Source organism: Streptomyces sp. NPDC049879 (assembly GCF_044461265.1).
Classification (GTDB): Bacteria; Actinomycetota; Actinomycetes; order Streptomycetales; family Streptomycetaceae; genus Streptomyces.
This window is the reverse complement of sequence record NZ_JBITKT010000009.1, coordinates 147,455-172,826: the sequence shown is the minus strand read 5'-3', so window position 1 is coordinate 172,826 and position 25,372 is coordinate 147,455. Positions and strand designations below refer to the sequence as shown.

At 75.0% G+C, this 25,372-nt stretch carries 25 protein-coding genes and 1 riboswitch; of the genes, 13 read left to right on the top strand and 12 right to left on the bottom strand.

The annotated features are described in order from the left end of the window. Positions 1–295: 295 nt before the first annotated feature. Positions 296–574, bottom strand: coding sequence for a MoaD/ThiS family protein (locus ACIBPC_RS27265; RefSeq protein WP_398848282.1), 279 nt, complete (start codon positions 572–574; stop codon positions 296–298). Further along, positions 571–1,860, bottom strand: coding sequence for a threonine synthase (gene thrC, locus ACIBPC_RS27260; RefSeq protein WP_362961379.1), 1,290 nt, complete (start codon positions 1,858–1,860; stop codon positions 571–573). Before thrC ends, ACIBPC_RS27265 begins: the two co-directional genes overlap by 4 nt. Positions 1,861–1,878: 18 nt before the next feature. Continuing rightward, positions 1,879–2,018, bottom strand: a riboswitch (SAM riboswitch). 207 nt (positions 2,019–2,225) lie between these two features. Between thrC and ACIBPC_RS27255 the strand changes: the two genes are divergently transcribed. The 4 genes from ACIBPC_RS27255 (at position 2,226) to ACIBPC_RS27240 (ending at position 5,846) form a co-directional block, all read left to right on the top strand. Then, positions 2,226–3,191, top strand: a complete 966-nt coding sequence (locus ACIBPC_RS27255) for a glucosyl-3-phosphoglycerate synthase (RefSeq protein ID WP_362961377.1) — start codon at positions 2,226–2,228, stop codon at positions 3,189–3,191. A 223-nt stretch (positions 3,192–3,414) separates the two neighbouring features. Beyond that, positions 3,415–4,842, top strand: coding sequence for a trehalose-6-phosphate synthase (locus ACIBPC_RS27250; protein WP_398848279.1), 1,428 nt, complete (start codon positions 3,415–3,417; stop codon positions 4,840–4,842). A 73-nt stretch (positions 4,843–4,915) separates the two neighbouring features. Beyond that, complete coding sequence (locus tag ACIBPC_RS27245; RefSeq protein WP_398848277.1) at positions 4,916–5,275, top strand: DUF6204 family protein; 360 nt, start codon at positions 4,916–4,918, stop codon at positions 5,273–5,275. Positions 5,276–5,396: 121 nt separating this feature from the next. Continuing rightward, positions 5,397–5,846, top strand: a complete 450-nt coding sequence (locus ACIBPC_RS27240) for a MarR family winged helix-turn-helix transcriptional regulator (RefSeq protein WP_398848275.1) — start codon at positions 5,397–5,399, stop codon at positions 5,844–5,846. Positions 5,847–5,911: 65 nt separating this feature from the next. Here ACIBPC_RS27240 and ACIBPC_RS27235 read toward each other — a convergent pair whose 3' ends face one another. The 3 genes from ACIBPC_RS27235 to ACIBPC_RS27225 all read right to left on the bottom strand — a co-directional run bounded on the left by ACIBPC_RS27235 (position 5,912) and on the right by ACIBPC_RS27225 (position 8,291). Then, entirely contained in the window at positions 5,912–7,114 is a 1,203-nt protein-coding gene (locus tag ACIBPC_RS27235; protein WP_398848273.1) for a serine hydrolase domain-containing protein, read from the bottom strand. Positions 7,115–7,186: 72 nt separating this feature from the next. Then, a complete protein-coding gene (otsB, locus tag ACIBPC_RS27230) occupies positions 7,187–8,014 on the bottom strand; it encodes a trehalose-phosphatase (protein WP_398848271.1) in 828 nt (275 codons plus the stop codon). Between the two features lie 16 nt (positions 8,015–8,030). Beyond that, entirely contained in the window at positions 8,031–8,291 is a 261-nt protein-coding gene (locus ACIBPC_RS27225) for a DUF3263 domain-containing protein (RefSeq protein ID WP_398848269.1), read from the bottom strand. 110 nt (positions 8,292–8,401) lie between these two features. Between ACIBPC_RS27225 and ACIBPC_RS27220 the strand changes: the two genes are divergently transcribed. The 4 genes from ACIBPC_RS27220 to ACIBPC_RS27205 all read left to right on the top strand — a co-directional run bounded on the left by ACIBPC_RS27220 (position 8,402) and on the right by ACIBPC_RS27205 (position 12,430). Further along, positions 8,402–9,364, top strand: a complete 963-nt coding sequence (locus ACIBPC_RS27220; protein WP_398848267.1) for an SIS domain-containing protein — start codon at positions 8,402–8,404, stop codon at positions 9,362–9,364. Between the two features lie 80 nt (positions 9,365–9,444). After that, positions 9,445–10,404 carry an ROK family protein gene (locus ACIBPC_RS27215; RefSeq protein ID WP_398848266.1) on the top strand — a complete coding sequence of 320 codons (960 nt, stop codon included), beginning with the start codon at positions 9,445–9,447 and terminating at the stop codon, positions 10,402–10,404. Then, complete coding sequence (nagA, locus tag ACIBPC_RS27210) at positions 10,401–11,564, top strand: N-acetylglucosamine-6-phosphate deacetylase (protein WP_398848264.1); 1,164 nt, start codon at positions 10,401–10,403, stop codon at positions 11,562–11,564. Before ACIBPC_RS27215 ends, nagA begins: the two co-directional genes overlap by 4 nt. Next, a complete protein-coding gene (locus ACIBPC_RS27205; RefSeq protein WP_398848262.1) occupies positions 11,561–12,430 on the top strand; it encodes a class II fructose-bisphosphate aldolase in 870 nt (289 codons plus the stop codon). The genes nagA and ACIBPC_RS27205 overlap by 4 nt, the downstream gene beginning before the upstream one ends. 10 nt (positions 12,431–12,440) lie before the next feature. On the opposite strand, the gene ACIBPC_RS27200 is transcribed toward ACIBPC_RS27205, so the two are convergent. Next, on the bottom strand, positions 12,441–13,247 hold the full coding sequence (locus tag ACIBPC_RS27200; protein WP_398848260.1) for an SDR family oxidoreductase: 807 nt from the start codon (positions 13,245–13,247) through the stop codon (positions 12,441–12,443). A 116-nt stretch (positions 13,248–13,363) separates the two neighbouring features. Here ACIBPC_RS27200 and ACIBPC_RS27195 point away from each other — a divergent pair, with 116 nt between their 5' ends. Then, positions 13,364–14,245, top strand: coding sequence for a helix-turn-helix domain-containing protein (locus tag ACIBPC_RS27195; protein WP_398848259.1), 882 nt, complete (start codon positions 13,364–13,366; stop codon positions 14,243–14,245). Here ACIBPC_RS27195 and ACIBPC_RS27190 read toward each other — a convergent pair. Beyond that, a complete protein-coding gene (locus ACIBPC_RS27190) occupies positions 14,223–15,170 on the bottom strand; it encodes a carbohydrate-binding protein (protein WP_398848257.1) in 948 nt (315 codons plus the stop codon). The genes ACIBPC_RS27195 and ACIBPC_RS27190 overlap by 23 nt on opposite strands. Before the next feature lie 127 nt (positions 15,171–15,297). Beyond that, positions 15,298–16,896: a diguanylate cyclase CdgB gene (cdgB, locus tag ACIBPC_RS27185; protein ID WP_362961350.1), complete on the bottom strand. Its 1,599-nt coding sequence runs from the start codon at positions 16,894–16,896 to the stop codon at positions 15,298–15,300. A 215-nt stretch (positions 16,897–17,111) separates the two neighbouring features. On the opposite strand from cdgB, the gene ACIBPC_RS27180 reads away from it, so the two are divergent. Continuing rightward, positions 17,112–17,672, top strand: coding sequence for a flavin reductase family protein (locus tag ACIBPC_RS27180; protein WP_362961348.1), 561 nt, complete (start codon positions 17,112–17,114; stop codon positions 17,670–17,672). A gap of 40 nt (positions 17,673–17,712) precedes the next feature. On the opposite strand, the gene arfB is transcribed toward ACIBPC_RS27180, so the two are convergent. After that, positions 17,713–18,144, bottom strand: a complete 432-nt coding sequence (gene arfB / locus ACIBPC_RS27175) for an alternative ribosome rescue aminoacyl-tRNA hydrolase ArfB (protein WP_398848254.1) — start codon at positions 18,142–18,144, stop codon at positions 17,713–17,715. 171 nt (positions 18,145–18,315) lie between these two features. On the opposite strand from arfB, the gene ACIBPC_RS27170 reads away from it, so the two are divergent. Next, positions 18,316–18,891 (top strand): TerD family protein, encoded by a 576-nt coding sequence (locus ACIBPC_RS27170; RefSeq protein WP_362961344.1) that lies wholly within the window; start codon positions 18,316–18,318, stop codon positions 18,889–18,891. A gap of 101 nt (positions 18,892–18,992) precedes the next feature. Here the strand turns inward: ACIBPC_RS27170 and ACIBPC_RS27165 are convergent, their stop codons facing one another. Next, complete coding sequence (locus ACIBPC_RS27165; protein WP_398848252.1) at positions 18,993–19,664, bottom strand: pentapeptide repeat-containing protein; 672 nt, start codon at positions 19,662–19,664, stop codon at positions 18,993–18,995. Between the two features lie 123 nt (positions 19,665–19,787). Between ACIBPC_RS27165 and ACIBPC_RS27160 the strand changes: the two genes are divergently transcribed. After that, complete coding sequence (locus ACIBPC_RS27160) at positions 19,788–20,789, top strand: zinc-binding dehydrogenase (RefSeq protein WP_398848250.1); 1,002 nt, start codon at positions 19,788–19,790, stop codon at positions 20,787–20,789. Positions 20,790–20,815: 26 nt separating this feature from the next. On the opposite strand, the gene ACIBPC_RS27155 is transcribed toward ACIBPC_RS27160, so the two are convergent. Both ACIBPC_RS27155 and ACIBPC_RS27150 read right to left on the bottom strand, forming a co-directional pair. Beyond that, positions 20,816–22,957 (bottom strand): alpha-galactosidase, encoded by a 2,142-nt coding sequence (locus ACIBPC_RS27155; protein ID WP_398848248.1) that lies wholly within the window; start codon positions 22,955–22,957, stop codon positions 20,816–20,818. Between the two features lie 93 nt (positions 22,958–23,050). Further along, complete coding sequence (locus ACIBPC_RS27150) at positions 23,051–23,668, bottom strand: TetR/AcrR family transcriptional regulator (RefSeq protein WP_398848246.1); 618 nt, start codon at positions 23,666–23,668, stop codon at positions 23,051–23,053. 136 nt (positions 23,669–23,804) lie between these two features. Between ACIBPC_RS27150 and ACIBPC_RS27145 the strand changes: the two genes are divergently transcribed. Further along, complete coding sequence (locus ACIBPC_RS27145) at positions 23,805–25,355, top strand: MFS transporter (protein ID WP_398848244.1); 1,551 nt, start codon at positions 23,805–23,807, stop codon at positions 25,353–25,355. The last annotated feature ends 17 nt before the right edge of the window (positions 25,356–25,372 follow it).

Sequence of the window (25,372 nt, the reverse complement as noted above, 5' to 3'; positions counted from 1 at the left end):
AGACCACGATCCGGGCAAACGCCGCACGGGGGAAGGTAGTTGGACCATCTCCCCCGGCTCAAAAGTGCCAACCCGACAATTGGTGCACCAATTTTCGGCACGAGATTTGCGCGATGTGTCGCGAATTCATATGCGCCCGGCACGGGCGGGGGCGGGAGGCGCTCGCCACTTTAGCGTTCCCGTGACACGCGACCGCCCCGGAACACGCGGTTCCGGGGCGGCGGGGGTATCTGGACGGTGCGTTTTCGGACGTGCTCGCCGGGGAGCGCGCGACGGCGCGCGCCCCGGCGGGGGGTCAGCAGCCGCCGGCGACGGCCGGGATGATCGAGACGCCCGCGCCGTCCGGCGTCGGCGTGGCCAGGCCCTCGGCGAACCGCACGTCGTCGTCGTTCACATAGACGTTCACGAAGCGCCGCAGCTTGCCCTGGTCGTCCAGCACGCGCCCCGCGATGCCCTGGTGGTTGCGGTCGAGGTCGGCGAGGACCTCCTCCAGCGTGCCGCCCTCGGCGGCCACCTCGGACGCGCCGCCGGTGTACGTGCGCAGGATCGTGGGGATACGGACGGTGACGCTCATGCCAGCCCAGCCTCTCGGAAGGCGTCCAGGTTCGGACGGATGGTCGCGGTAGGACCGGTGGTCGGGGCCACCGCGTCCAGGGTCTTCAGGCCGTCGCCGGTGTTCACGACGACGGTGGTCAGCGAGGGGTCGAGCGCGCCCGCCTCGATCAGCTTGCGGGTCACGCCGAGCGTCACGCCGCCCGCCGTCTCCGTGAAGATGCCCTCGGTCCTGGCCAGCAGCTTGATGGCGTCCACGATCTCGGCGTCCGTGACGTCCTCGACCGCGCCGCCCGTCCGCCGCGCGATGTCCAGGACGTACGGGCCGTCCGCCGGGTTGCCGATGGCGAGGGACTTGGCGATCGTGTCGGGCCGCACCGGCCGCACCACGTCGTGGCCCTCGCGCCAGGCGCGGGAGACCGGGGAGCAGCCCTCGGCCTGGGCGCCGAAGATCCGGTAGGGCCGGTCCTCGACCAGGCCGGTCTCGATCAGCTCCCTGAGTCCCTTGTCGATCTTGGTCAGCTGGGAGCCGGAGGCGATCGGGATGACGATCTGGTCCGGCAGCCGCCAGCCGAGCTGCTCGCAGATCTCGAACGCCAGGGTCTTCGAGCCCTCGGCGTAGTACGGCCGCAGGTTGACGTTGGTGAAGCCCCAGCCCTCGCCGACGGGGTCGCCGATCAGTTCGCTGCAGAAACGATTCACATCGTCGTAGTTGCCCTCGATGGCCACGACGTCGCCGCCGTAGACCGCCGCCATGACGACCTTGCCCTCCTCCAGGTCGTGCGGGATGAACACGCAGGACCGCAGGCCGGCACGGGCGGCGGCCGCGCCGACGGCGCCCGCCAGGTTGCCGGTGGAGGAGCAGGAGAGTGTGGTGAAGCCGAAGGCGCGGGCGGCCTCGACGGCGTTCGCGACGACGCGGTCCTTGAAGGAGTGCGTCGGGTTGCCCGAGTCGTCCTTGACGTACAGGCCGCCGGTGACGCCCAGCTCGGCGGCGAGCCGGTCGGCCTTCACGAGCTGGGTGAAGCCGGGGTTCAGGTTGGGCTTGTCGGCGACGTCCGCGGGCACGGGCAGCAGCGGAGCGTAACGCCAGATGCTCTTCGGCCCGGCCTCGATGCGGCGGCGCAGGCCCTCGGGGTCCCCCGTGGGGAGGTCGTAGGCGATCTCCAGGGGGCCGAAACAGGACTCGCAGGCGAAGCTCGGACTGAGCGGGAAGCGCTCGCCGCACTCGCGACAGGAGAGCGCCACGGCGGGGCCGAGATCGACGGTGGCGGCGGGTGACTGGTCGGCTGCGGTCAGCACGGACATGGGTGCGGGAGCCCCTTCTCCTCATCTTCCCCGGGCGTCTTTCGCCACAGGACGGAATTGGCACCTTCCCCACCGGGAGCCCCGCGTACGGACACGGAACCGGCGGAAGGGTTGCCGGGGCTTCAACGGGCCGTTCCCTCTGCCCCTCTGGATGAGCGGTATGCGATTGTCTGCGCGGGGCCCGATATCCGGAGGACACCTGCGCTGCCCGCGATCGTAACGGACGGCACCGACAATGGCTCGGGCCGTCCGGTCCGCGAGACACAGGGCAAAATCAGGTGGCCGAGCGGGTTGGGGCACCCCAGGAAGGGGCAGATACGGCCATACGGAGTAAAAGTGGCCGAACGCGAACAGGAGCGACATTCGTGCTGGTAGAGGCAGAGGAATGGCTGCACCGCCGATCCTGGACCGCCGCTGACCGCCCGCTGCCGCAGCTGTTGCACGCGAAGCGGACAGCAGGCGCGGCAGGGAGCATCAGCGTGGTCCTCCCCGCGCTGAACGAGGAGGGGACCGTCGGTGCCATCGTGGAAGCACTCCGGCGCGACCTCATGGAGGACGTGCCCCTGATCGACGAGCTGCTCGTGGTGGACTCCGGGTCCACCGACCGCACCTCCGAGGTCGCGGCCGCGGCGGGCGCGAAGGTCGTCCACCGCGACGAGATCCTGCCGCGCATACCCACCGTGCCCGGCAAGGGCGAGGTGCTCTGGCGCTCGCTGCTCGCGGCGAGCGGCGAGATCGTCGCCTTCGTGGACGCCGACCTGAAGGACTTCGACTCGCGGTTCGTCTCCGGCATCCTCGGCCCGCTGCTCACCGAGCCCGACGTGCAGCTGGTCAAGGCGATGTACGACCGGCCGCTCGGCGACAAACCCAACGGCGCCCACCAGGGCGGCCGCGTCACCGAGCTGGTCGCCCGCCCGCTGCTGAACCTGCACTGGCCGCAGCTGGCCGGTGTGGTGCAGCCGCTCGGCGGGGAGTACGCGGCGCGCAGGTCGCTGCTGGAACAGCTGCCGTTCCCCGTCGGGTACGGCGTCGAGCTGGGCCTGCTGATCGACACGCTGCACGTCGCGGGCCTCGACGCGGTCGCCCAGGTCGACGTCGGGGTGCGCAAGCACCGCCACCAGGACGGGCAGGCGCTCGGCCGCATGGCCACCGCCATCATGCGGACGGCGCAGAGCAGGCTGCCCGGCACGGTCCTGCCCCGGCGGGTGGGGCTCACCCAGTTCGAGCGGACGGAGGCGGGCGGCTTCAGCCCGCGGACGCACCCGATCGACGCGGACGAGCGCCCGCCGATGTGCGGGGTCCCGGAGTACGCGGCGCGGCAGGCGGCCTGACCCGGGCCGTACGCGCGCGCCGCCGCGCGGGCGGTGTGACGGGTGACACGTTTCACCGGCCGCGCGGTCGGACAGCCTTTCGCGACGGGGGCAGCGCCGCCCCCGGGAACCGGACGGACCGCCCGCCCGTCACGGCACGCCGCCGGAGAGCCGTCACGCTCCGCAGCGGCCGGCGCCCTACAGTCGTTCCCCTCTCGCACAGTCCGCCCGACAGGGAGTCCCGATGACCACCGAGCAGGTCCTCGTCGCATCGAACCGGGGCCCGGTGAGCTACAGCCTGGCCGACGACGGTTCCCTCAGCGCGCGGCGCGGCGGCGGCGGTCTCGTCTCGGGCCTCAGCGCCCTCGGCCCCGAGGCGGGCACCTGGGTCTGCGCGGCACTCGGCGACGGCGACCGCGCCGCGGCGGCGCGGGACGGCGGACGGCTCCCCGTGGAGGACACCGGCGGCCAGGCCGTGCGGATGCTGGACATCCCGGCCGACACGTTCGACGCCGCGTACAACGGCGTCGCCAACTCCGTGCTGTGGTTCGTGCACCACCTGCTGTACCAGACCCCGCTTGAGCCGGTCTTCGACGCCGACTTCGAGCGCCAGTGGTCCGGTTTCGAGGCGTACGGCGCCGCCTTCGCCGACGCGCTCGCCGCCGACGCGGAGCCGGGCGCGGCCGTGCTCGTGCAGGACTACCACCTCTCGCTCGTCCCCGGGCTGCTGCGCGAGCGGCGCCCCGACCTGCGGATCGGCCACTTCTCGCACACCCCCTGGGCGCCGCCGGACCTCTTCCGGCTGCTGCCCGACGCGATCGGGCGGCAGGTGCTGCTGGGCATCCTGGGCGCGGACCGGGCGGCGTTCCTGACGCGGCGCTGGGCCGACGCGTTCGCCGCCTGCTGCGCGGACCTGCTCGGCGCGGCGGTCGGCGACGGCACGGTGACGCACGAGGGCCGCACGACGCGGCTCGGCGTGCACGGCCTCGGCGCCGACGCCGACTTCCTGCGGGAACGCGCCTTCCGCCCCGACGTGGACGAACGGCTCGCGGCGCTGCGCGCGCAGGTCGGCGACCGGCGGACGGTGGTGCGCGTGGACCGCACCGAGCTGTCGAAGAACATCGTGCGCGGCCTGCACGCGTTCCGGCGGCTGCTCACGGACCGGCCGGAGTGGCGCGGGCGGGTGTCGCACGTGGCGTTCGCCTACCCGTCGCGGCAGGACCTGGCGGTCTACCGCGACTACACGGCGGAGGTGTCGCGCGTCGCGGACGGGATCAACGCGGAGTTCGGCGCGGGCGACTGGACGCCGGTGGTGCTCCATGTGAAGGACGACTTCGCCCGCTCGCTCGCCGCCTACCGCATGGCGGACGTCGCGCTGGTGAACCCGATCCGCGACGGCATGAACCTCGTCGCCAAGGAGGTCCCCGTCGTCTCCGAGCGGGGCGTGGCGCTGGTCCTGTCCCGCGAGGCGGGGGCGGCGGCGGAGCTGGGCGAGGACGCGCTGCTGGTCAACCCGTACGACATCGCGGGGACGGCCGACGCCCTGCACCGCGCGCTGACGATGGCGCCCGACGAGCGCGAGGCCAGGACGAAGCGGCTGGCGGACGCGGCGACCGCGCTGCCGCCGTCCGCCTGGTTCCTGGACCAGCTGGCGGCCCTGCGCGAGGACTGAGGCCCGGCCCGCAGCGCCCGGTGCCGGCGGAATATCGGCGGAGTCCGCCGACCGCGCTGGTTAGGGTCGGAGGATGAGTACTCGCACTTTCCGTATCACCGTCCGCGGTGTCTTCGACGGGCTCGGCGCCGACCAGCGTGCCGAACTCCTGGCCCGCGCCCCGGAACACGATGTCCTGCGCGCGGCCTTCACACCCGAGGGGCACCTCAGTTACGACGTGGCGGCCCGCCCCGCCTTCACCTTCCGTTTCCTGGACGCCGGGGAAGAGGAGGGGGACATCCTGGAGGCGGCCGAACGCGCCGAGGAGGCGGCGAAGGCGTGGCTGGCCGAGCGCGGCTACGGCTTCAAGAACCTCAGGTCGCAGGCCGAGGACCTCTCCCAGGCTCCACTGGGCAGACGGCAGCGCCGCGCCGCGGCCCGGAAGACCCCCTGAATCCTCCCCCCGCGGGACCCGGTACCCCGGGCTCCTGTCCGAGGGCTCCGTCCGGCCATCCCCTGAACATTTCCTTGACTGCTCAAGCTCCTGTTATGCTTGAGCAGTCAAGGAGGCAGCAATGAGTGAGGCACTGGACGCGTCGCTGCGTCTCGTGAGGGCCCAGACGGCCCTGGTGCGGCGGTTCGACGCCAGTCTCGGCGGGCTGCACGGGGTGAGCCTGGCCGACTTCACGACGCTGCTGCACCTCGCGCGGGCACCCGGCGGCCGCATGCGCCGGGTGGACCTGGCCGAGGCCCTGGGCCTCACCGCCTCCGGGGTGACCCGGGGGCTGGTGCCGCTGGAGCGGATCGGGCTGGTGGCACGCGAGACGGACGCCCGTGACGCCCGGGTGGCCTACGCGGCGCTCACCGACACGGGCCGCGCACGCCTGACGGAGATGCTCGCCACGGCCGAGCGGATCGCCGCGGAGATCTTCGCCGCGCCCCCGTGGAGCACGGAGGACATCGGCCGGATGTCCGCGCTGCTGACGCGCCTGGGCGGGACCGGCCTGCCCGGCCGCGCCCCCTGACCCGCGGCGCTTCTCCCGACGGGCGTCTCGGGTCGGGAACGGGGGCGCGCTTCCCTGGCGCGGTACTAGCCGCACAGCGCGTGGTCGGTGAGGCGGCGGGTCGCCGTGTTGCGTGCCTCCTGGCCCTCCGCGTCGGCGAAGCTCAGCGTGTACGTCCCCACCGCGACGGCCGCGCTCCCGTCGTCCGTCACCCCGCCGTCCGACGCGGTGCCGAACGACGTGCCGCCGTGGAACCACACGCCGTCCGCGCAGCCCCGCGCCGGGCGCCACGCGATCCCGAGCCCGTACCGCGTGCCGGACACCGCCGAGAAACCGGGCGCGGGGACGGTCTCCCGCATCGCCGCCAGCTCGCGCGGGCCGAGGAGCGTGCCGTCCAGCAGGGCGCGGTGGAAGGCGGTCATGTCGGCGGCGGTGCTGATGATCCCGCCGTCCGCGCCGCCGTCGACCATCAGCGTCGTGTCGGTCAGCTCCTCCTGCCCGGGGAACTGGAGGTACGCCGTCGCGGTCGGCTCCGGGACGTACGCGGAGGTGGCGGCCGTGAAGGTGTGGCGCAGGCCGAGCGGGGCGATGATCCGCTCGTGCACCTCCTGGGCCCAGGGGTGGCCGGTGGCCTCCTCGACGATCATCCCGGCGAGGATGTAGTTGGTGTTGGAGTACGCCCAGCGCGTCTCGCCCGCTTCCGGGAGCCAGCCGGGGGCGCGCGTCATGGCGAGTGCGACCTGCTCCTCGGGCGTGCGGCCCCGGAAGCGGTCGGCGAGGTACGCCTCGGGGGTGAGGTCGGCGGGGTCGGCGTAGAGGATGTCGGTGTAGTTGGTGATGCCGCTGGTGTGCTGGAGGAGGTCGCGGACGGTGACGCGTGAGCCGTCGTTGCCGTTGCCGGTGACGACGCCTGGCAGCCACCGTTCGACCGTGTCGGTCAGCGCGAGGCGCCCCTCGCCGACGAGCTGGAGGACCACGGCGGCGGTGAACGTCTTGGTGTCGCTGCCGATGCGGTAGTACGCGTCGTACGGGACCGGGCGCGGGTCGTCCAGGTCCGTGACGCCCGCGGCGGCGCGGCGTGCGCGCCCCGAGGTGTCGGTGGCGGCGACGAGGCCGGTGGCCCCGGCGTCCCGCACCGCCTCGGCGTCCCGTTGCAGCCTGCCGCTGTGGCCGCGGCCGTGCTCCTCGGCGGCGCCGGGGCTCGCGCCGCCGGCGAGGGCGAGGGCGCCGAGGGCCACCGCCGCCGACAGGGCGACCCGTACCGCAGTGTTCTTCCGTGCTCCGTTCATGCGACCGACGCTACGGAGCGTGCATGCGTCCGCACCATCCGGCTGACCGGAGACCTGGAGGTAGGCGTTCCCCTACCCCAGCCGCTCCGACAGGGCGGTGAGGAACGCGGCGACGCCCGCCGGACCGTCGAGTTCCAGGTCGGTGACGCTCGCCAGCCGCGCCACCTCGTGGCTGCCGCTGCACACCCGCACCCCGGGGATGCCCACGGCCCGCAGCCGCGCGACGGCCTCGAAGGCGGGCAGGTCGCCCAGGTCGTCGCCCGCGTAGAGGACCGACTCGGCGCCGGAGGCGCGGGCCAGGTCGGTGAGGGCCGTCCCCTTGTCCATGCCGGGCGGGCGCAGTTCGAGGACCATGCGGCCGGGTTCGAGGGCGAGGCCGTGCTCGTCGGCGAGGCGCGCGAGGGGGTCCTTGAGCGTGGCGAACGCGCCCTCGGGGTCGGGGGCGCGGCGGGTGTGCACGGCCAGCGCGATGCCCTTGTCCTCGACGTACGAGCCGGTGCGCTCGGCCCAGGAGGTCAGCTCCTCGCGGACGGCGGCGATGCCGGGGGGCGGCGGGGGCGTGCGCAGTTCGCCGGTGGCGGCCTCCCAGCGCTCGGCCCCGTAGGCGCCCAGGACGGTGAGCCCGGACAGCTCGGGGTGGCCGTCGAAGCCGCCGAGGCGTACGGCGACGTCGGCGGGGCGGCCGGTGATGATGGCGACGACGGCGACGCGCGCCGCAATCCTGGCGAGCGCGGGCACGGCGTCGGGGTGGGCGCGCGCCTGTTCGGGGTCGGGCACGATCGGCGCGAGGGTGCCGTCGAAGTCGAAGGCGAGGAGGGCGCGGTCGGGGCGGTCGAGCAGCGCGGCGAGCCCGGCGCGTCCCTCGGCGGTGGCGGGTTCGGGGAGGTTGCCCATGTACATGACTGTAACGGCGGGGTCAGCGGCGGGCGCGGCGGGCGTCCCGCAGACGGCGCAGCCGGTTGACGGTCACCGGGTCGTGGGCGAGGGCGCGGGGGTCGTCCAGCAGGGCGTTGAGCAGCTGGTAGTAGCGGGTGGGGGTGAGGTCGAGGCGTTCGCGGATGGCGCGTTCCTTCGGGCCAGGGCCGCTCCAGGCGCGCCGTTCGACGGCGAGGACGGCGCGTTCGCGCGCGGTCAGCTCACCGGGCTGCGCCGTCTCTCCGTCCTCCGCCGTGCTCACCCCGTCAGTCTAGGCGCGGGGTCCGACAGCGCGGCGGCGTGTGTGGGCGGGCGTGGGCCGGGCAGTGCTCCCTCACGTCCGCACCGGTCCAGCCGCCGAGGAGCCCCCGCATGACCGAACGTTCCTTCACCGCCGACGAGATCGCGACCCAGCCCGACTGCTGGCGCCGCGCCGCCCGCGACGCGCGCGCCGCCGTGGACGGCGGCTTCGGCCCGGCCGCGCTGCCGCGCCCCGGCGAGCGGGTCGCGGTGACGGGCTGCGGCACGTCGTGGTTCATGGCCCAGGCGTACGCGGCGCTGCGCGAGGCGGCGGAGCAGGGCGAGACGGACGCGTTCCCCGCGTCCGCGTTCCCCCGCGCGCGGCGGTACGACCGCGTGGTCGCCCTCACCCGTTCGGGGACGACGACGGAGATCCTCGACCTGCTCGCCCGCCTGCGCGACGCCCACCCCGCCACCCCCCTGCTCGCCCTGACGGCCGACCCGGCGTCCCCCGTCCTGCGGGAGGCGCAGCACGTCGCGGTGCTGGACTACGCCGAGGAGCGGTCCGTCGTCCAGACGCGCTTCGCGACGAGCGCCCTCGCCTTCCTGCGGGCCGCGCTGGAGACGGGCGGCCCGCTGCCGGAGGGTGTGGCGACCGTCGAGCGCGCGGCGGCCGACGCGGCGACGGCCCTCGCCGTTCCGCTGCCCGCGGGGCTGACGGCGGCGGAGCAGTGGACGTTCCTCGGCTCCGGGTGGGCGTACGGGCTGGCGTGCGAGGCGGCGCTGAAGCTGCGGGAGGCGGCGGGCGCGTGGACGGAGAGCCATCCGCTGCTGGAGTACCGGCACGGCCCTGTGTCGATCGCCGCGCCAGGGCGGGCCGTGTGGCTGCTGGGCGGTCCGGCGGGGGGCGGCGGCGACGGCGGCGCCGGGATCGCCGCCGAGGCGGCCGCGGCGGGCGCGCACACCGAGACGGGCGTCCTCGACCCGATGGCCGAGCTGGTACGGGCCCAGCGGCTCGCCGTCGCGGTGGCGCGGGCGCGCGGGCTCGACCCGGACCGGCCGCGGAACCTGACCCGTTCGGTCGTCCTCCCGTGAACGGCCGGGCGCGGCGCGCCGTTCCGCAAACCCCGTAGTGGACTAGACCTTTCCCCCCGCGGCGGGCGAGACTTGCGCGTGTGACTCTCCAGGAGAACGACGACAGCTACGTGGTCGCCCTCGACGTGGGCGGCACCACGATCAAGGCCGCCCTCTACGGCGCCGGGCACCGCCCGCTGCACGAGGTCCGCAGACCCACCGGCGGCCCCGAGGGCGCGGTGGACGGCATCCTCGACCTGGCGGAGGAGCTGTACGAGGCGGGCACCGCCAGGTTCGGCCGCCCGCCCGAGGCGGCGGGCGTCTGCGTGCCCGGCATCGTGGACGCCCGCGCGGGCGTCGCCGCGTACTCGGCCAACCTCGGCTGGCGCGACCTGCCGCTGCGCCGCCTCCTGTCCGAGCGCCTGCGCGGCCTGCCCGTCGCCATCGACCACGACATGCGGACGGCGGGCCTCGCCGAGGCGCGGATCGGCGCGGCGGCGGGCAGGTCACGTTTCCTCTTCGTCGCGCTCGGCACCGGGATCGCCGGTGCCATCGGCATCGACGGGGTGATCGAGCCGGGCGCGAACGGCGGGGCGGGCGAGATCGGGCACATCGTGGTCCGCCCCGGCGGCCCCGAGTGCGGCTGCGGCCTGTACGGCTGCCTGGAGACGGTCGCCTCCGCCACCGCCGTGGGCCGCGCGTGGGCGGCCGCCTCGGGCGACCGCGAGGCCACCGCCGCGCACGCCGCGCGCGCCGTCGCGGCGGGCGACCCGCGGGCCATCGCCGTGTGGCAGGCGTCCGTGGACGCGCTCGCGGACGGCCTGCTGGTGGCCGTGCGGCTGCTCGACCCGGGCACGGTCGTCGTCGGCGGCGGGCTCGCCGAGTCGGGCGAGCTGCTGCTCGGCCCGCTGCGGGAGGCGCTGGCCGCCCGGGTCACGTTCCAGCGCATGCCAGACGTCCTCCCGGCGGCGCTGGGAGACGCCGCCGGCTGCCTGGGCGCGGGTCTCCTCGCCCTGGACGCACGCCGGCTCCCCACATCGACGGAGGTTCCCCAGCCATGACGAGCCCCACCCGTACCGTGCTCACCGGAGCGCGGGTCGTCCGTCCGTCCGGGGTCGTGCCGGACGGCCGCGTCACCGTCGAGGGCACGCGCTTCGCCGCCGAGACGCCCGACGCGGGCGACGCGCCCGACGCGGCGCCCGCCCTCGACCTGACCGGCCACTGGATCGTGCCCGGCTTCGTGGACCAGCACGTGCACGGCGGCGGCGGCGCCTCGTTCTCCGCCGGGACCGCCGAGGAGGCCCTGCGCGTCGTCGCGACGCACCGGGCGCACGGCACGACGACGATGGTCGCCTCCACCGTCACCGGCGAGCTGGGCGACCTGGCCGCGCAGGCGGGCGCGCTGTCCGAGCTGGTCGAGCAGGGCGAGCTGGCCGGGCTGCACTTCGAGGGCCCGTTCATCTCCCCGCACCGCCGCGGCGCGCACGACCCGGCGCTGCTGCGCGACCCGGCCCCCGCCGACATCCGCAAGCTGCTCGACGCGGCGCGCGGCACCGCCCGCATGGTCACGCTCGCGCCCGAACTGCCCGGCGGCACCGACTCGGTGCGCATGCTGCGGGACAGCGGCGTCGTCGCGGCCGTGGGGCACACGGAGGCGTCGTACGAGCAGGTGCGCGCCGCGATCGACGCGGGCGCCTCGGTGGCCACGCACCTGTTCAACGCGATGCCGGTCCTCGGCCACCGCGCGCCCGGCCCGGTCGCGGCGCTGCTGGAGGACGAGCGGGTGACCGTCGAGCTGGTGAACGACGGCACGCACCTGCACCCGTCCGTCGTCGGCCTCGCGTTCCGTTCGGCGGGCGCGTCGCGCGTCGCGCTGATCACCGACGCGATGGGCGCGACCGGCATGGGCGACGGCGCGTATTTCCTGGGGCCGCTGGCGGTGGAGGTGCGGGACGGTGTGGCCCGGCTCGCCGAGGGCGGCGCGATCGCGGGCTCGACGCTGACGCTGGACGACGCGTTCCGCCGGTCGGTGCTGGTGAACGGCCTGTCCGTGCCCGAGGTCTCGCGCGCCCTGTCCGGCACCCCGGCGCGGCTGCTGGGGCTCGCCGACCGGGTGGGGTCCATCGAGGAGGGCAAGGACGCGGACCTCGTGGTCCTGGCGGACGGGACGTTCGACGTCGTGGGCGTCATGCGGCGCGGGGAGTGGGTGGTCCGGCCGTGACGCTGGTGCCCAGCGCCCGGTTACTCGGTGCGGCGCGCGCGGGCGGGCGCGCGCTCCCGGCGTTCAACGTGATCACGCTGGAGCACGCCGAGGCGGTCGTGGAGGCCGCCGAGGCGGCGGGCGCGCCCCTGCTGCTCCAGGTCTCGCAGAACGCGGTCGCGCACCACGGCGGCCGCCTCGCGCCCCTGGCCGCCGCGCTGGCGGCCCTGGCGCGCGCCACCCCCGTACCGCTGGGCCTGCACCTGGACCATGTGACGGACCGCGACCTGTTACGGGAGGCGCCGGGGGCGGGCTTCGGCTCGGTGATGTACGACGGGTCGCGGCTGCCGTACGCGGCGAACGTCGCGGCGACGGCGGACGCGGTCGCCTTCGGGCACGCGCACGGGCTGCTGGTCGAGTCGGAGCTGGGCCGCGTCGGCGGCAAGCCGGGGGACGCGCACCTGCCGGGCGTGCGGACCGATCCGGGGGAGGCGGCGTCGTTCGTCCGGGCGACGCGGGTGGACGCGCTGGCGGTGGCGGTCGGCAGCAGCCACGCGATGACGGAACGGTCCGCCGTCCTCGACCATCCGCTGATCGGGCGGCTGCGGGCGGCGGCGGGGGTGCCGCTGGTGCTGCACGGCTCGTCGGGCGTGCCGGACGAGGAGCTGCGCCGGGCGGTGGCGGCCGGGATGACCAAGATCAATTTCGGGACGGCGCTCAACACCGCCCTGACCGCCGCCGTACGCGCCCGGCTGGCCGCCACGCCGCCCGAGCGCGTGGATCCGCGCCCCTGGCTCGCCGAGGGCCGCGCGGCGATGCGGGCGGCCGTGGAACACCTCCTCGGCGTCCTGGCGACGGCCCGCCACGGCACGGCCGCCCGCGGCTGAGGCGGGGCGGTCAGCCCGACTGCACCGGCACCACCACCAGTTCGGCGACGTTCACGTGCGGCGGCGCCCCGACGGCGAAGGCGACGGACTCCGCGACGTCGTCCGCCGACAGCGGCCGCAGGCCCGCCCGCATACCGGCCAGCGCGTCCCGCATGCCCGCGTCCCGCATGTCGTCCCCCAGCTCGGTGAGCGTGACGCCCGGCTGGACGTCGTGCACCCGGACGCCGCGCGGCCCCAGCTCGGCCCGCAGGTTCCGCGTGAGGTGGGCCACGGCCGCCTTGGTGGCGCAGTAGACCGACCAGTTCGGGTACAGGCCGTGGCCGCCGACGGAGCCGATGTGCACCAGGTCGGCCGGGCCGTCCCCGGCCGCCGCCAGCAGGCCGTCGGCGAAGGCGCGGCCGGTGCGCAGCAGGCCGCGCAGGTTGACGTCGAGCATGCGGTCCCACTCGGCGGTGTCGGCGGTCTCGAAGGGCGCGCCCAGCATCGCCCCCGCGCAGGCCACCACGAGGTCGGCGCGGCCGAGCCCCGCGCGGACGGTCTCCGCCGCCGCCGCGAGGGCGTCGGCGTCGGTCAGGTCCACCGCCACCGGCAGGACGGGCGCGGCGGCCGTCGCGCGCAGGGCGCCGGTCAGCTCGGCGAGCCGGTCCTCCCGGCGGCCGAGCAGGGCCACCGAGGCGCCGCCGGCCGCGAGCCGGCGCGCGGTGGCCGCGCCGATGCCGCTGGTGGCGCCGGTGACGACGGCCACCCGCCCGGCGAGGGCGGCGGAGGCGGGCGGGGGAACGGGGGACGCGGCGTGCGCCGCGGCGGAAGAGGTCATGCCCTCACCCTGCGGCCGTGCCCGCCGCGCCTCCAGGCAGCGTTCCGCCCAGGTGCCCGCTTCGTAGGAGCGCCGCACCTCCCCACGGCGGCCCGGGAGTGCCTACCCTCGCCCCCATGGACCCTGTCGACGGCGGAAACCCGCTCGGGCAGTACCTGCGCGCGCGGCGGCGCCTCCTGCGGCCCGAGGACATCGGCCTGGCGCCCGGCCTGCGGCGCCGCGTCCCGGGCCTGCGGCGCGAGGAGGTGGCGATGCTGGCGGGCGTGAGCACGGACTACTACGTGCGCCTGGAGCAGGGCCGGGAGCGCAGCCCGTCCGCCCAGGTGGTCGGCGCGCTGGCCCGCGCGCTGGCGCTGGACGACGAGGCCGCCGGGTACCTCGGGCGGCTGGCCGCCCCGGCGCCGCGCGCCCGGCGGCGCCGGGGGCGCGGTGAGCGGGTCGGCGAGGACCTGCGGCGGATGATGGAGGCGTGGCCCGGCACCCCGGCCGTGGTCCTGGGCCGCTGTCTGGACGTGCTGGCGCACAACGCCCTGGGCCGGGCCCTCTTCGCGGGCCACGCCCACAGCGGCGATCTCGTGCGCCTGGTCTTCCTCGACCCGGACGCCCCCGAGTTCTTCCCGGACTGGGAACGGGTGGCGGCGAGCACGGTCGCCGGGCTGCGGGCGTCGGCGGGTGACGACGCGGACGACCCCCGCCTGGTCCGCCTGGTCGGGGAGCTGTGCCTGCGCAGCGAACCGTTCCGCCGCCTCTGGGCGCGCCACGACGTCCGGCGCAAGACGCGGGAGGCGACGAAACGTTTCCGGCACCCGCTCGTCGGCGAGCTGACGCTGTCCTACGAGACGCTGACCGTGAACGGCGCCCCCGACCAGCAGCTCGTCCTCTACCGGGCCGAGCCGGGCAGCCCGTCGGAGCAGGCGCTCACGCTGCTCGGCAGCCTGGCGGCGCCGACGGCCGCGCCGGGCGACCGGCGGGGCGTCAGCCCTCCCGCTCCTCGGTGAGCCGCATCTGGTCGATCAGCACGTCGCAGGAGCCGGAGCAGGTCAGCTGGATGGTGTTCTCGCCCTCGACGAGATTGACGTTGTTGTACGTCTTCACCCAGCTCGTCTCCCAGTCGTCGCTGTTCGGGTTCCAGTCCTTGAAGTCGATCGGATCCTCGCGCGGCTCGCCGTTGACCGAGAAGGCCATCGTCTGGCCGTCCGCGACCACCGAGTAGCCGATGTAGAAGTAGTACTGCTCCAGCGGCTCGCCCTCGATGTCGAACGTCCAGGTGACCGTGGAGCCCTGCGCGTTGCGCACGGCGACGTAGTCGCCGCCGTCGGAGCGTGCGCCCGTCACCGTGCTCTCGACGGCCGCGCCGCCGCCCGGCTGGAGGTCCGCGACGGCCGCGACGGGCAGTTCGGCCTCGTCCGCGGTCTCCTCGTCGGTCGGCTCCTCGCTCGGGTCGTCGCCGCCCTGGTCGTCGCCGCCGCCGGTGTCCTGCGTCGGGGTCGGGTCGTCGGCGGCCGTGTCGTCGTCGCCGCCGCTGCTGAAGACGATGGCCGCCGTCACGCCGAGCACCACGGCGACCACGACCGCGACGGCGCCGATCAGCAGCCCGTTGCGCCGCGCGTCACCGGCCGGGGGCCTGCGCCGGTCCGGCGGGCCCTGGCGGTGGCCGCCGCCGCCCGCGCCGGGCATGCCCTGCGTCTCGGGAGCGGCGTAGCGGGCGTCGGGGGACGCCGCGCCGGGCTGGCGGTGCCCCTGGGCCCCGCCGTACGTCTGCTGGCCGCCGTAGGTGCGCTCGCCGACCGGCCGGACCTGGTTGTAGGACGGCTGGCGCGGTCCCTGCTGCCGCGGGGCCTCGCCGTCGGCGGGCCGGTAGAGGTAGGCGAACGGGTCGTCGCCCTCGTCGGGCGTTCCCGCGCCGGTGTGCCCCGAGCTCATCGACTACCGCTCCTTCGGTGACAGGTGTACGGCCGCGAGCCTACCGCGTTCGGGTGACAGGACGGCCCGTGCGGGCGACGGCGCGGGAGCCCCGTGGACGGCTCGCGGACGGGCGCCGGGGCGCGCGTCAGCCCGCGCGCCTGCGGCTCGCCGACCGGGACCGCTTCTCGATGTACATGCGCTGGTCGGCGGACTTCAGGATGTCGTCCACGCTGGTGCCGCAGGCGGCCCAGCCGATGCCGAAACTGGCCCCCACCCGCACCACGCGGCCCTCGATCCGCATCTGCGGGATGATCGCGTTCCGCAGCCGTACGGCCAGGTCGGAGGCGTCCGCGGCGCCGAGGCCGTCCGCGAGGACGACGAACTCGTCACCGCCGAGCCTGGCCACCGTGTCGTTGTCCCGCACGCCCTCCTCCAGGCGGCGCGCCACCTCGACCAGCACGGCGTCGCCGCAGACATGGCCGAAACGGTCGTTGATGGACTTGAAACCGTCGAGGTCGCAGAAGAGGACGGCGAGGCCCTTCCCGTCCGCGCCCGGCGTGTCGGGGGGCACGACGTGCTCGTGGTGGTCGTACGGGCGCCCCTGCGGCGTCCCCGCGCCCCTGAACGGGTCTCCCGGCCGCCCGGCCGCCTTGCCGAACCGCTCGGGCGGCGTCTCGCACACGCGGTCGGCGAGCCGGGCGCGCAGCTCGGCGCTGTTGGGCAGGCCGGTCAGCGAGTCGTGGCTCGCGCGGTGGGCGAGGGCCAGCTCGTGGCGCTTGCGCTCCTCGATGTCCTCGACGTGCGTGAGCTGGACCTGCGGGCCGTCCGCCGCGTCGGCGACGACCGAGTTCCGGAGGTTCACCCACACGTACGAGCCGTCGCGCCGCGCGAGCCGCAGCTCGGCGCGGCCGCCCTCGGCGGAGGTGCGCAGCAGGACGCCGGTGTCCTCGGGGTGCACGAGGTCGGCGAAGCTGTAGCGCCGCAGGACGGTGGCCGGGCGGCCCAGCAGGCGGCACAGCGCGTCGTTGACGCGGATCAGGCGGCCGGGGTTGTCGCCGCCGACCTCGGCGATGGCCATGCCGCTCGGCGCGTACTCGAACGCCTGCCGGAAGCTCTCCTCGCTCGCGCGCAGCGCCTGCTGCTCCCGTTCGAGGCGGACGAGGGCGCGCTGCATGTTGCCGCGCAGGCGGGCGTTGCTGATGGCTATCGCGGCCTGGGAGGCGTACAGCTCCAGGGCCTCGCAGCCCCAGGCGCCCGGCCTGCGGCCGTTGCGCGGGCGGTCGACCTCCAGGACGGCCAGCAGTTCGCCGTCGGAGGCGTACATGGGCGCGAACAGGCGGTCCATCGGGTGCCACTCGTCGGGGTAGCGCGGCGCGGGCCCGGTGGTGTGCCACTGCGGCACGTCGTCGTGGTCGAGGACCCAGCCCTCGGTGTACGGGATGAAACGCAGGCCTCCCCAGCGTTCCCCCATCGTCAGGCGGCGTTCCCACGACCCGCGGGAACCGGTGCGCCCGGCGAGCGCCGCCTCGGCGCGCTCGTCGCCGGCGACGGCGGCCACCAGCAGGTCGCCGTCGGGTCTGACGACGTTGACGGAGGCCAGCTCGAAGCCGAGCGCGGTGACGGCCCCGTCGGCGATGGTCTGGAGGGTGTCCGCCATGCTGCGGGCGGTGGCGAGCTGGGCGACGACCTGGTGCAGCTCCCGCAGCGACGCGAGGCGCACGTACGGCTCGGTCTCCGTTTCCATCACTCCCCCGGATGCGCGAAATGCACGTGCAGATACACAGGCCACTGAATCACAGGGAGCTGCTCACTAGGTACACAGGGTCAGCAATTAGTTGCCTACTGTGATTCTTGTCACACTAAGAGAGGGATCGGTCGCGGGACGTAGGACGTGGTGAGACGCTGTCCGGTTCTCAGGTCCGATGCGAGGGTAACGGCGGTCCGGTTAGCGTTGCTGACGTGTCCTCCTCTCCCCGCTCAGCTCCCCATCCAGCGCAGGCCCCCGCCCCTTCCGACGGGGTGACGGGCGAACGGTTCCGCGGCGCGATGACGCGGCTGGCCTCGGGCGTGGTCCTGGTGACGGCGCACGACGACGAGGAGGGTCCGCGCGGCGCCCCCGCCGGGATGACGGCGACCGCGTTCCTCTCCGTCTCGCTCGACCCGCCGCTCGTCCTCGTCAGCGTCCGCACCGGCTCCCGCATGGACGAACTGCTGGAACGGCAGCCGCTGTGGGCCGCCGCGGTCCTCGGCGAGGGGCAGCGTGCGACGGCGGCGCGCTTCGCGATGAAGGGGCGGCTGAGCGACCGCCTGCTCTTCCAGGACGTCCCGCACACGCTCGGCGGCGTCACGGGTGCCCCGCTGGTGGCGGGCGCGCTGGCCACGGTCGAGTGCCGCACGTCGCAGCGCGTCGCGGCGGGGGACCACACGCTGGTCGTCGGCCATGTGCTGACGGCCGACGTGCCGCCGCAGCCGGGCGGCCCGCTGCTCTACTACCGCGCCGCGTACCGGGCGCTGCCCTGACGGGGCGCGTGCTGGGCGGCGCGCGCCGCCCGTACGTGCCTCACTCCCAGTCACCCCGGCGCCCGCGCCCCCGCTTCACATCGGCCCGGTGGTGCTTGGCCCGCAGGCGCCGCTCGACGACGCCGCGCGGCGTCCTGCGGGCGCGGCGCTCGGGCGGGGGCGGCGCGGTCGCCTCGGCGAGCAGCGCGGCCATGCGCCGGGCGGCGGTGTCGCGATTGCGCCACTGCGAGCGGTGCTCGCTGGCGTATACGACCAGCACGCCGCCGTGCAGCCGCCCGGCGAGCCGTTCGAGGGCGCGCTCCCGCCACACGTCGGGGAGCGCGCGGGTGGCGGCGAGGTCGAAGCGCAGCTCGACCTGGCTGTCGGTGGTGTTCACATGCTGCCCGCCCGGCCCCGACGAGCGGGAGAAACGCCAGTGCAGCTCGGACTCGGGCAGGCTGACGGCGCCGCGGATGGGATAGGGACCGGACATGTGTTCCATGATCCTGCGGTGCGGCCACTGCCGCACACCGGTTTTCCGCCCCGCCCGGCCTTTTTCACATCGCGCGCCAGGAACCCGGGCAGGTGTTGCCTTCGTTGGGGTCGGTAAGAGTAACGTCATCGCAAAGGCGATCCTGAGCGAAACGGAATAAGGGGAGCAAACATGGGTGTGAGCCTGTCCAAGGGCGGCAACGTCTCGCTGACCAAGGAGGCTCCTGGTCTGACGGCCGTCACGGTGGGCCTCGGCTGGGACGTCCGCACCACCACCGGCGCGGACTTCGACCTGGACGCGAGCGCCCTCGGCGTGAACCCGGGCGGCAAGATCGTCTCGGACCAGCACTTCGTCTTCTACAACAACCTCAAGACCCCGGACGGCACCATCGAGCACACCGGTGACAACCTGACCGGCCAGGGCGAGGGCGACGACGAGCAGATCAAGGTCAACCTGGCGGCGCTCCCCGCCGACGTGGACAAGGTCGTCTTCCCGGTCTCCATCCACGACGCGGACAACCGCGGCCAGAACTTCGGCCAGGTCCGCAACGCGTTCATCCGCGTGCTGAACCAGGCCGGCGGCGCCGAGATCGCCCGTTACGACCTGACCGAGGACGCCTCCACCGAGACGGCCATGGTCTTCGGCGAGCTGTACCGCAGCGGCACGGACTGGAAGTTCCGCGCCGTCGGCCAGGGCTACGCCTCCGGCCTCGCGGGCATCGCCCAGGACTTCGGCGTCAACGTCTGACGGTCTCCCGGCCCTGCCCACGACGCGCCCCCCGCCCCCCTGCGGCCACCGCAGGGGGGCGGCCCGTTCCGCGGGCCCGCCGCTCGTCCGGGTCCCCGCGCTCACTCCACGCGGACCCCCAGCTGGGCGGCGAAGTGGGGCGCGAGGTCCAGCAGCTGGGACGGGCTGATCACCGCGCCCGACAGGCGGTCGTAACCGCGTGTGATCTCCAGCGACGCGGCCCCCCGCAGGTCCACGTCACGCAGCGTCGCCGCGTTCAGGTCGGCGCCGCGCACCTCGCAGTCCGTGAACGCGACCCGTTCGAGCCGCGCGCCCCCGAAGTCAGGCTCGACCAGCAGGCAGTTCTCGAAGACCACATCGGTCAGCGCGGCCTGCCGCAGGTTCAGGAAGTCGATCTTCCCGCCGCGCACCCGCACGCGCGTCAGCGTCGCCCCGCTGAGCTGGAGGCCGCCGAGCCTGGCGTCCCGTATCTCGACGTCCCGCAGCTGCGCCTCGCTCAGATCGGCGCCGACGCCCCGCACCTCCTCCAGCGCGCTGTCCACCACCCGCGCGCGCTTCAGGACCGCCTCGTCCAGCACGCAGCGCCGCAGCGCGCAGTCCAGGAAGTGCGCGCCGCGCGCCCCGGCGCCGCTGAGATCGAGGCCCTCGAACACGAGACCGTCGTAGTCCCCCTCCGTCTCCAGCGCGCCGCCGTCGAACGGCCGCAGCTCCGGCAGGGAGAACTGCGGCGCCTTCGGGCCCGCCACCGGCTTCACCTTCCGCGCTTCCACCATGCGGCCATCGTGCCGTACGCCACTGACAGTCACGGGGGCGGCGCCGCTTGACCTCAAGCGGGCTTGAGCTTCTAGCGTGGGGACGCCACGCCCCGCACTCCCCGTACCGGAAGAGAGCCGCCCATGCGCGCCGTCCGCCTCCACGCCTTCGGTCCCGCCGCGAACCTCCGCGCCGAGACCGTCGAGGACCCGGCCCCCGCCCCCGGCCAGGTCCGCATCGCCGTCGAGGCGGCCGGGGTCCACCTGATCGACACCGTGCTGCGCGCGGGCCCGCGGGGCGAAGAATCGTCCCCCCTCCCGTTCCCCGAGCTGCCGACGATCCCCGGCCGCGAGGTCGCCGGCACGGTGGACGCGCTCGGCGAGGGCACCGCCCCGTCCTGGCTGGGCCGCCGCGTCGCCGCCCACCTGGGCATGGTCCCCGGCGGCTACGCCGAGGCCGCCGTCACCACGCCAGACCGCCTCCACCCCCTGCCGGACGGCCTCCCCGCCGACCACGCCGTGGCGCTGGTCGGCACCGGCCGGATGACGGCCGGGATCCTCCGCTTCACCGACCTGACGCCCGCCGACATCGTCCTCGTCCTGGCCGCCGCCGGGGGCATCGGCGCGCTGCTCACGCAGTACGCGAAGCACCGCGGTGCGACCGTCGTCGGCGCGGCGGGCGGCCGGGAGAAGGCGGACGCGGTGGCCGCCCTCGGCGCCGACCTGGCCGTCGACTACACCGACCCCACCTGGGCGGACCGGGTGCGCGCGGCGTACGGCGAGCGGCCCGTCAGCGTGCTGTTCGAGGGCGTCGGCGGCGGCCTCGCGGCGACTGCGGCGGGGCTCGTCGCCCCCGCCGGGACGCACCTGTCCTACGGCAACGCGTCCGGCGGGACCGAGGACGCCCCAGGACCGGCCGACATCGTCCGCCGTCCTGCCGTCGGCCGGGCACTGCTCGAACGCATCGGCGGCCCCCAGAACATGCGCCTGCTGGAGGAGGAGGCCATGGCACTGGCCGCCGACGGCACGTTCACGCCGCTCGTCACCCGCTTCCCGCTGGCGGAGGCCGCCCGTGCCCACGAGGCGCTGGAGGGCAGGGCGACCACCGGCAAGGTCGTGCTGGTGACGGACCACTTCAGAGACTGAGCGGCAAGGACTGAGCGGCGCGCGCCTCAGACCCGTACGGCCTCGATCAGCACCAGCCCCTCCGGGTGCTGCAGCGGCGCCCGCACGCCGACCGCCTCCAGCACGCGCCCCGGCAGCGTCACGCCGCCGTCCGCCCACCAGGCCAGGTCCTGCTGCCCCCGCCCGCGCACGGCGTCCCCGGGCGCGAGCGGCGTCAGCCGGTAGTCGGCGTCCGGGTCGAGCCCCGGCAGGCTGACGCGCCCGGGCGGGGACTGCACGGTCGTCGCCATCTGCGCCAGCGCGTAGACGGCGCGCGAACGGTCGTCCGCCACCACCCCGTGCACCCACAGCGCCGGGTCCGGGTGGTCGCCGCGCACGACCGCGCCGCTGTGCAGCAGCTCCCGCAGCCGCTTGTACAGCGCGATCCACTCGCCGAGCGCCGCCTTGTCCCCGTCGGTCGCCCGCGTCAGGTCCCACTCGATGCCGAAGTGGCCGAAAAGCGCGGTCCCGGCGCGGAAGGCGAGCGTGTGCGTGCGGCCCGTGGTGTGCGCCTCGGGCGCGCCGACGTGCGCGCCGAGCAGTTCGGGGGGCAGCAGCAGGCCGGTCCAGCGCTGGATGAGCTGCCGCTCCAGGGCGTCGATGCAGTCGCTCGTCCAGACGCGGTCGGTGCGCTCCAGGATGCCGAGGTCCACGCGTCCGCCGCCGGAGGAGCAGGACTCGATCTCCAGCTTCGGGTGCCGGGCGCGCAGTTCGTCCAGGAGGCGGTAGACGGCCTCGGTGTGCGCGTGGACGCCGGCCTGTCCGGTGGGGCTGTGCCCGGCCTCCACGAGGTCGCGGTTGTGGTCCCACTTGATGTACGTGAGGTCGTACTCGGTGACGAGCGCGTCGAGCCGTTCCAGCAGGTACGCCCAGCACTCCGGGTGGGCCAGGTCGAGGACCTGCTGGTGGCGCGACTCGGGCGGCACGCGGCCGCCGGTGGAGAGGATCCACTCGGGGTGCTCGCGGTAGAGGTCGGAGTCGGCGTTGACCATCTCCGGCTCGAACCAGAGGCCGAATTCGAGGCCGAGCCCGCGCACGTACTCGGCGAGCGGGTGCAGCCCGTCCGGCCAGACCGCCGCGTCCACGAACCAGTCGCCGAGGCCCGCGTGGTCGTCGCGGCGCCCGCGGAACCAGCCGTCGTCCAGCACGTACCGCTCCGCGCCGACCTCGGCGGCGGCGTCGGCGAGCTGCTTGAGGCGCTCGATGCCGTGGTCGAAGTAGACGGCCTCCCAGACGTTGAGCGTGACGGGCCGCGGCGAACGGGGGTGGGTGTCGCGGCCGCGCAGGTGGCCGTGGAAGCGTGCGGCGAGTTCGTCGAGCCCGGTGCGGCCGTAGCTGCCGTACACCCAGGGCGTGCCGTACGACTCCCCGGCGCCGAGGGCGACCTCGCCGGCGAGCAGCAGTTCGCCGCCCGCGAGGAGCGAGACGCCGAGGTTGGTGCGCTCGGCGAGGGACCGCGCGTTGCCGCTCCACGCGACGTGCAGGCCCCAGACCTCGCCGTGCCGGAAGCCGAAGTCCCGCTCCCCGGCGGCGTGGACGGTGACGGCGTCGGTGCCGGTGCGGCCCCTGCGGTTCTCGCGCAGGTGCGAGCCGATGGTGAACGCGTGCCGCTGCGGGGTGCGTTCGCGCAGGTGGCGGCCGGTGAGGTCGAGCAGTTCCGTGGCCCGGTCGGGGACGGGCAGCGCGAGGAGGACGCCGGAGAGGGTGAACGGGGCGGCGTCGGCGGCGGCGGTGCTGGTGACGGTGGCGCGCTGGCGTACGAGGCCGGAGTCCGTCAGTTCGATCTCCAGGCGCAGCGCGAGGGCGGCCGTGGCGTCCTCCGCGGTGACGACCGCGCGCCGCTCGGCCGCGTCGAGCGCGGTGACCGTGAAGGCGGTGGAGAAGTCGGCCCCGGCGCGGTGGCCGGTGAGCCCTGGGGTGCCGAGCCAGCCGGCGGAGTGCTCGGGCAGGACGGCGACGGGGACGACCTCGTCCAGCGTGTTGGACGGCATCTGCGGGACGCCCGCGCGGACGAGGGCGGCGAGGGCCTCCTGCGGCAGCTCGCCGAGGTCCTGCCCCCAGTGGGCGACCCGGGGCAGGCCGGTGCCTGTGGCGTCGAGCACGAGGCTGGTTCCCGAGGACCGGAAGTGGAGGAACGTCCCGTCGCGCATCTGTGATCCTTTGATCGATCGTGTTCAGTCTTGCGCGTTCATTCTGGTCAGCGCGGCCCCCGCGCCGTCAAGGGGCCGGAGACCCCCCTCGCCTCACCCCCGCGCGCGCACGGCCCCGACGACCTCCCCCGCCCGCGCGGGCGGCACACCGACCGCCACCAGATGCGTGACGGCGGCGAGCGACGCGTCGTCGTCCAGCTGCCCCCGGTCGATGCTCTCCCACAGCGAGAAGAGCACGTCGCGCAGCACGGCGGCCATCACGGGCGGCGGCAGGTGCCGGGCGAAGCGGCCCTCCTCCTGCCCCCGCGCGAGCACCGCCCGCCCCTGCTCGAACGCGGGCGCGAGCAGCTCGCCGAACCGTTCCTCCCCCAGGTGATGGCGGCCGAGCGACAGCAGCATGCGGTACCGGTCGCCGACCCGCCACATCTGGAGGGCGAAGCGCGCGAGCGCCTCCTCGGGATCGTCCCCGTCGCGGCGGGACGCGGCGACGGCCTCGACGATCGCGGCCGAGGCGTCGTCGGCCAGCGCGTCGAGCAGGGCGTCGCGGCCGGGGAAGTGGCCGTACAGCGTGCGGCGGGCCACGTCGGCGGCCTGCGCGATCTCGTCCAGCGTCGCGTCGGGGCGCGCGCCCAGTTCGCGGCGGGCCACCTCCAGGATGCGGGCGCGGTTCGAGACGGCGTGGCGGCGCCTGGGGGCGGCGGGCTGGGTCATGGCGGCGGGGCTTCCGTGACGGGGGCGGGGGCGCGCGACCCATACTTGCACACCACTGTGCGAGTATCTAACCTGCACATGGATGTGCAATGAAGCGTGTCGCCCCCTCCCGCCCCCGCACCCAAGGACCCGGACCATGCCCCTCGTCGCTTCCACCCCCGTGGACCGGATGACCGGCCCCTACGCACGGCGCCGGTGGGCGCTGCTCGTCCTCTGCCTGAGCCTGCTGATCGTCGTCATGGCGAACACGTCGCTGATCGTCGCCGCCCCCGACATGACCCTCGACCTGGGCCTGGACAGCAGCGAACTCCAGTGGGTCATCGACGGCTACACCGTCCCGTACGCCGCGCTGATGCTGGTCCTGGGCGCGGTCGGCGACAAGTACAGCCGCCGCGGCGGACTGCTCGCCGGACTCGTCGTCTTCGCCGCGGGCTCCGTGCTGGGCAGCCTGGCCGACAGCACGGGCCTCGTCATCACCGCCCGCGTGGTCATGGGCGTCGGCGCGGCCACGATCATGCCCGCCACGCTCTCACTGCTCGTCGCCACCTTCCCCCGCGCCGAGCGCGCCCGCGCCATCACCGCCTGGACCGCCACCTCGGGCCTGGCCATCGCGGCGGGCCCGCTGGTCGCGGGCTGGCTGCTGGAGAGCCACGCGTGGGGCTCGACGTTCCTGATCAACGTGCCGGTGGCGGCCGTCGCGTTCGCCGCCGCGCTGCTGGTCGTCCCGCCGTCGCGGGCCGCCGACCCCGGCCGCCTCGACCTCGTCGGCGGTCTGCTGTCGATCGTCACGGTCGGCGCGCTCGTCTACGCGATCATCGAGGGCCCGCACTTCGGCTGGGGCACGGGACCGGTCACGGCGGCCGCCGTCGCGGGCGCCGGCCTGGTCGCGTTCGTCCTGTGGGAGCTGCGGCACCCGCGCCCGCTGGTGTCGATGCGCCTGTTCCGCGACCGGGGCTTCACCGGCTCGATGCTGGCCGTCCTCCTCTTCTTCCTCGGCACCTTCGGCGCGATCTACTACGCGACGCAGCATCTCCAGTTCGTCCTCGGCTACGGGCCGCTGGAGACCGGCATACGCCTGCTGCCGCTGGCGGGCGCGGTGTTCGCGGGCGCGGCGCTCACGGGCGTGCTGACGCCGCGGCTCGGCGTGCGGATCATGGTCGGCGCCGGCATGGCCATCGGCACGGTGGGCGTCTTGCTGCTCACCGGCGTCGACACCGGCTCGGGCTACGGCGACTTCCTCGCGCCGTTCCTGCTGCTCGGCTTCGCCATCGGCCTCAGCATCTCGCCGTGCACGGACACCATCATGGGCCTCTTCCCGGAGAGCGAACTCGGCGTCGGCGGCGGCCTGAACGACACCGCGCTCGAACTCGGCGGCGCCCTCGGCATCGCCGTCCTCGGCTCGCTCCTGGCCACCTCGTACCGCGACGACCTCACGTCGGCGGTGGGCGACCGGCTCCCGCCCGAGGCGCTGGACACGGCGCAGGACTCCATCGGCGGCGCGCTCGCCGTCGCGCAGCGGGTCGCCGAGGACCCGTCGGCGGGCCCTGAGGCGGCGGGTCAGCTCGTCGCGGCGGCGCACGACGCGTTCGCCACGGCCGTCTCGCACACCAGCCTCGTCAACGGGATCATCATGGCCGCCGGAACGGTCGCGGTGCTCCTCGTCCTCCCCCGCCGCTCCCGGGGCTGACGGGGCTGACGGGGCTG

Coding starts and splice junctions, on each gene's coding strand:
- ACIBPC_RS27155 (WP_398848248.1), bottom strand. CDS start 22,957: ATGCGCGACGGGACGTTCCTCCACTTCCGGTCCTCGGGAACCAGCCTC.
- thrC (WP_362961379.1), bottom strand. CDS start 1,860: ATGTCCGTGCTGACCGCAGCCGACCAGTCACCCGCCGCCACCGTCGAT.
- ACIBPC_RS27170 (WP_362961344.1), top strand. CDS start 18,316: ATGGGTGTGAGCCTGTCCAAGGGCGGCAACGTCTCGCTGACCAAGGAG.
- ACIBPC_RS27195 (WP_398848259.1), top strand. CDS start 13,364: ATGGACCCTGTCGACGGCGGAAACCCGCTCGGGCAGTACCTGCGCGCG.
- ACIBPC_RS27145 (WP_398848244.1), top strand. CDS start 23,805: ATGCCCCTCGTCGCTTCCACCCCCGTGGACCGGATGACCGGCCCCTAC.
- ACIBPC_RS27235 (WP_398848273.1), bottom strand. CDS start 7,114: ATGAACGGAGCACGGAAGAACACTGCGGTACGGGTCGCCCTGTCGGCG.
- ACIBPC_RS27220 (WP_398848267.1), top strand. CDS start 8,402: ATGACCGAACGTTCCTTCACCGCCGACGAGATCGCGACCCAGCCCGAC.
- ACIBPC_RS27160 (WP_398848250.1), top strand. CDS start 19,788: ATGCGCGCCGTCCGCCTCCACGCCTTCGGTCCCGCCGCGAACCTCCGC.
- cdgB (WP_362961350.1), bottom strand. CDS start 16,896: ATGGAAACGGAGACCGAGCCGTACGTGCGCCTCGCGTCGCTGCGGGAG.
- ACIBPC_RS27165 (WP_398848252.1), bottom strand. CDS start 19,664: ATGGTGGAAGCGCGGAAGGTGAAGCCGGTGGCGGGCCCGAAGGCGCCG.
- ACIBPC_RS27265 (WP_398848282.1), bottom strand. CDS start 574: ATGAGCGTCACCGTCCGTATCCCCACGATCCTGCGCACGTACACCGGC.
- ACIBPC_RS27190 (WP_398848257.1), bottom strand. CDS start 15,170: ATGAGCTCGGGGCACACCGGCGCGGGAACGCCCGACGAGGGCGACGAC.
- arfB (WP_398848254.1), bottom strand. CDS start 18,144: ATGTCCGGTCCCTATCCCATCCGCGGCGCCGTCAGCCTGCCCGAGTCC.
- otsB (WP_398848271.1), bottom strand. CDS start 8,014: ATGTACATGGGCAACCTCCCCGAACCCGCCACCGCCGAGGGACGCGCC.
- nagA (WP_398848264.1), top strand. CDS start 10,401: ATGACGAGCCCCACCCGTACCGTGCTCACCGGAGCGCGGGTCGTCCGT.
- ACIBPC_RS27250 (WP_398848279.1), top strand. CDS start 3,415: ATGACCACCGAGCAGGTCCTCGTCGCATCGAACCGGGGCCCGGTGAGC.
- ACIBPC_RS27200 (WP_398848260.1), bottom strand. CDS start 13,247: ATGACCTCTTCCGCCGCGGCGCACGCCGCGTCCCCCGTTCCCCCGCCC.
- ACIBPC_RS27240 (WP_398848275.1), top strand. CDS start 5,397: ATGAGTGAGGCACTGGACGCGTCGCTGCGTCTCGTGAGGGCCCAGACG.
- ACIBPC_RS27245 (WP_398848277.1), top strand. CDS start 4,916: ATGAGTACTCGCACTTTCCGTATCACCGTCCGCGGTGTCTTCGACGGG.
- ACIBPC_RS27150 (WP_398848246.1), bottom strand. CDS start 23,668: ATGACCCAGCCCGCCGCCCCCAGGCGCCGCCACGCCGTCTCGAACCGC.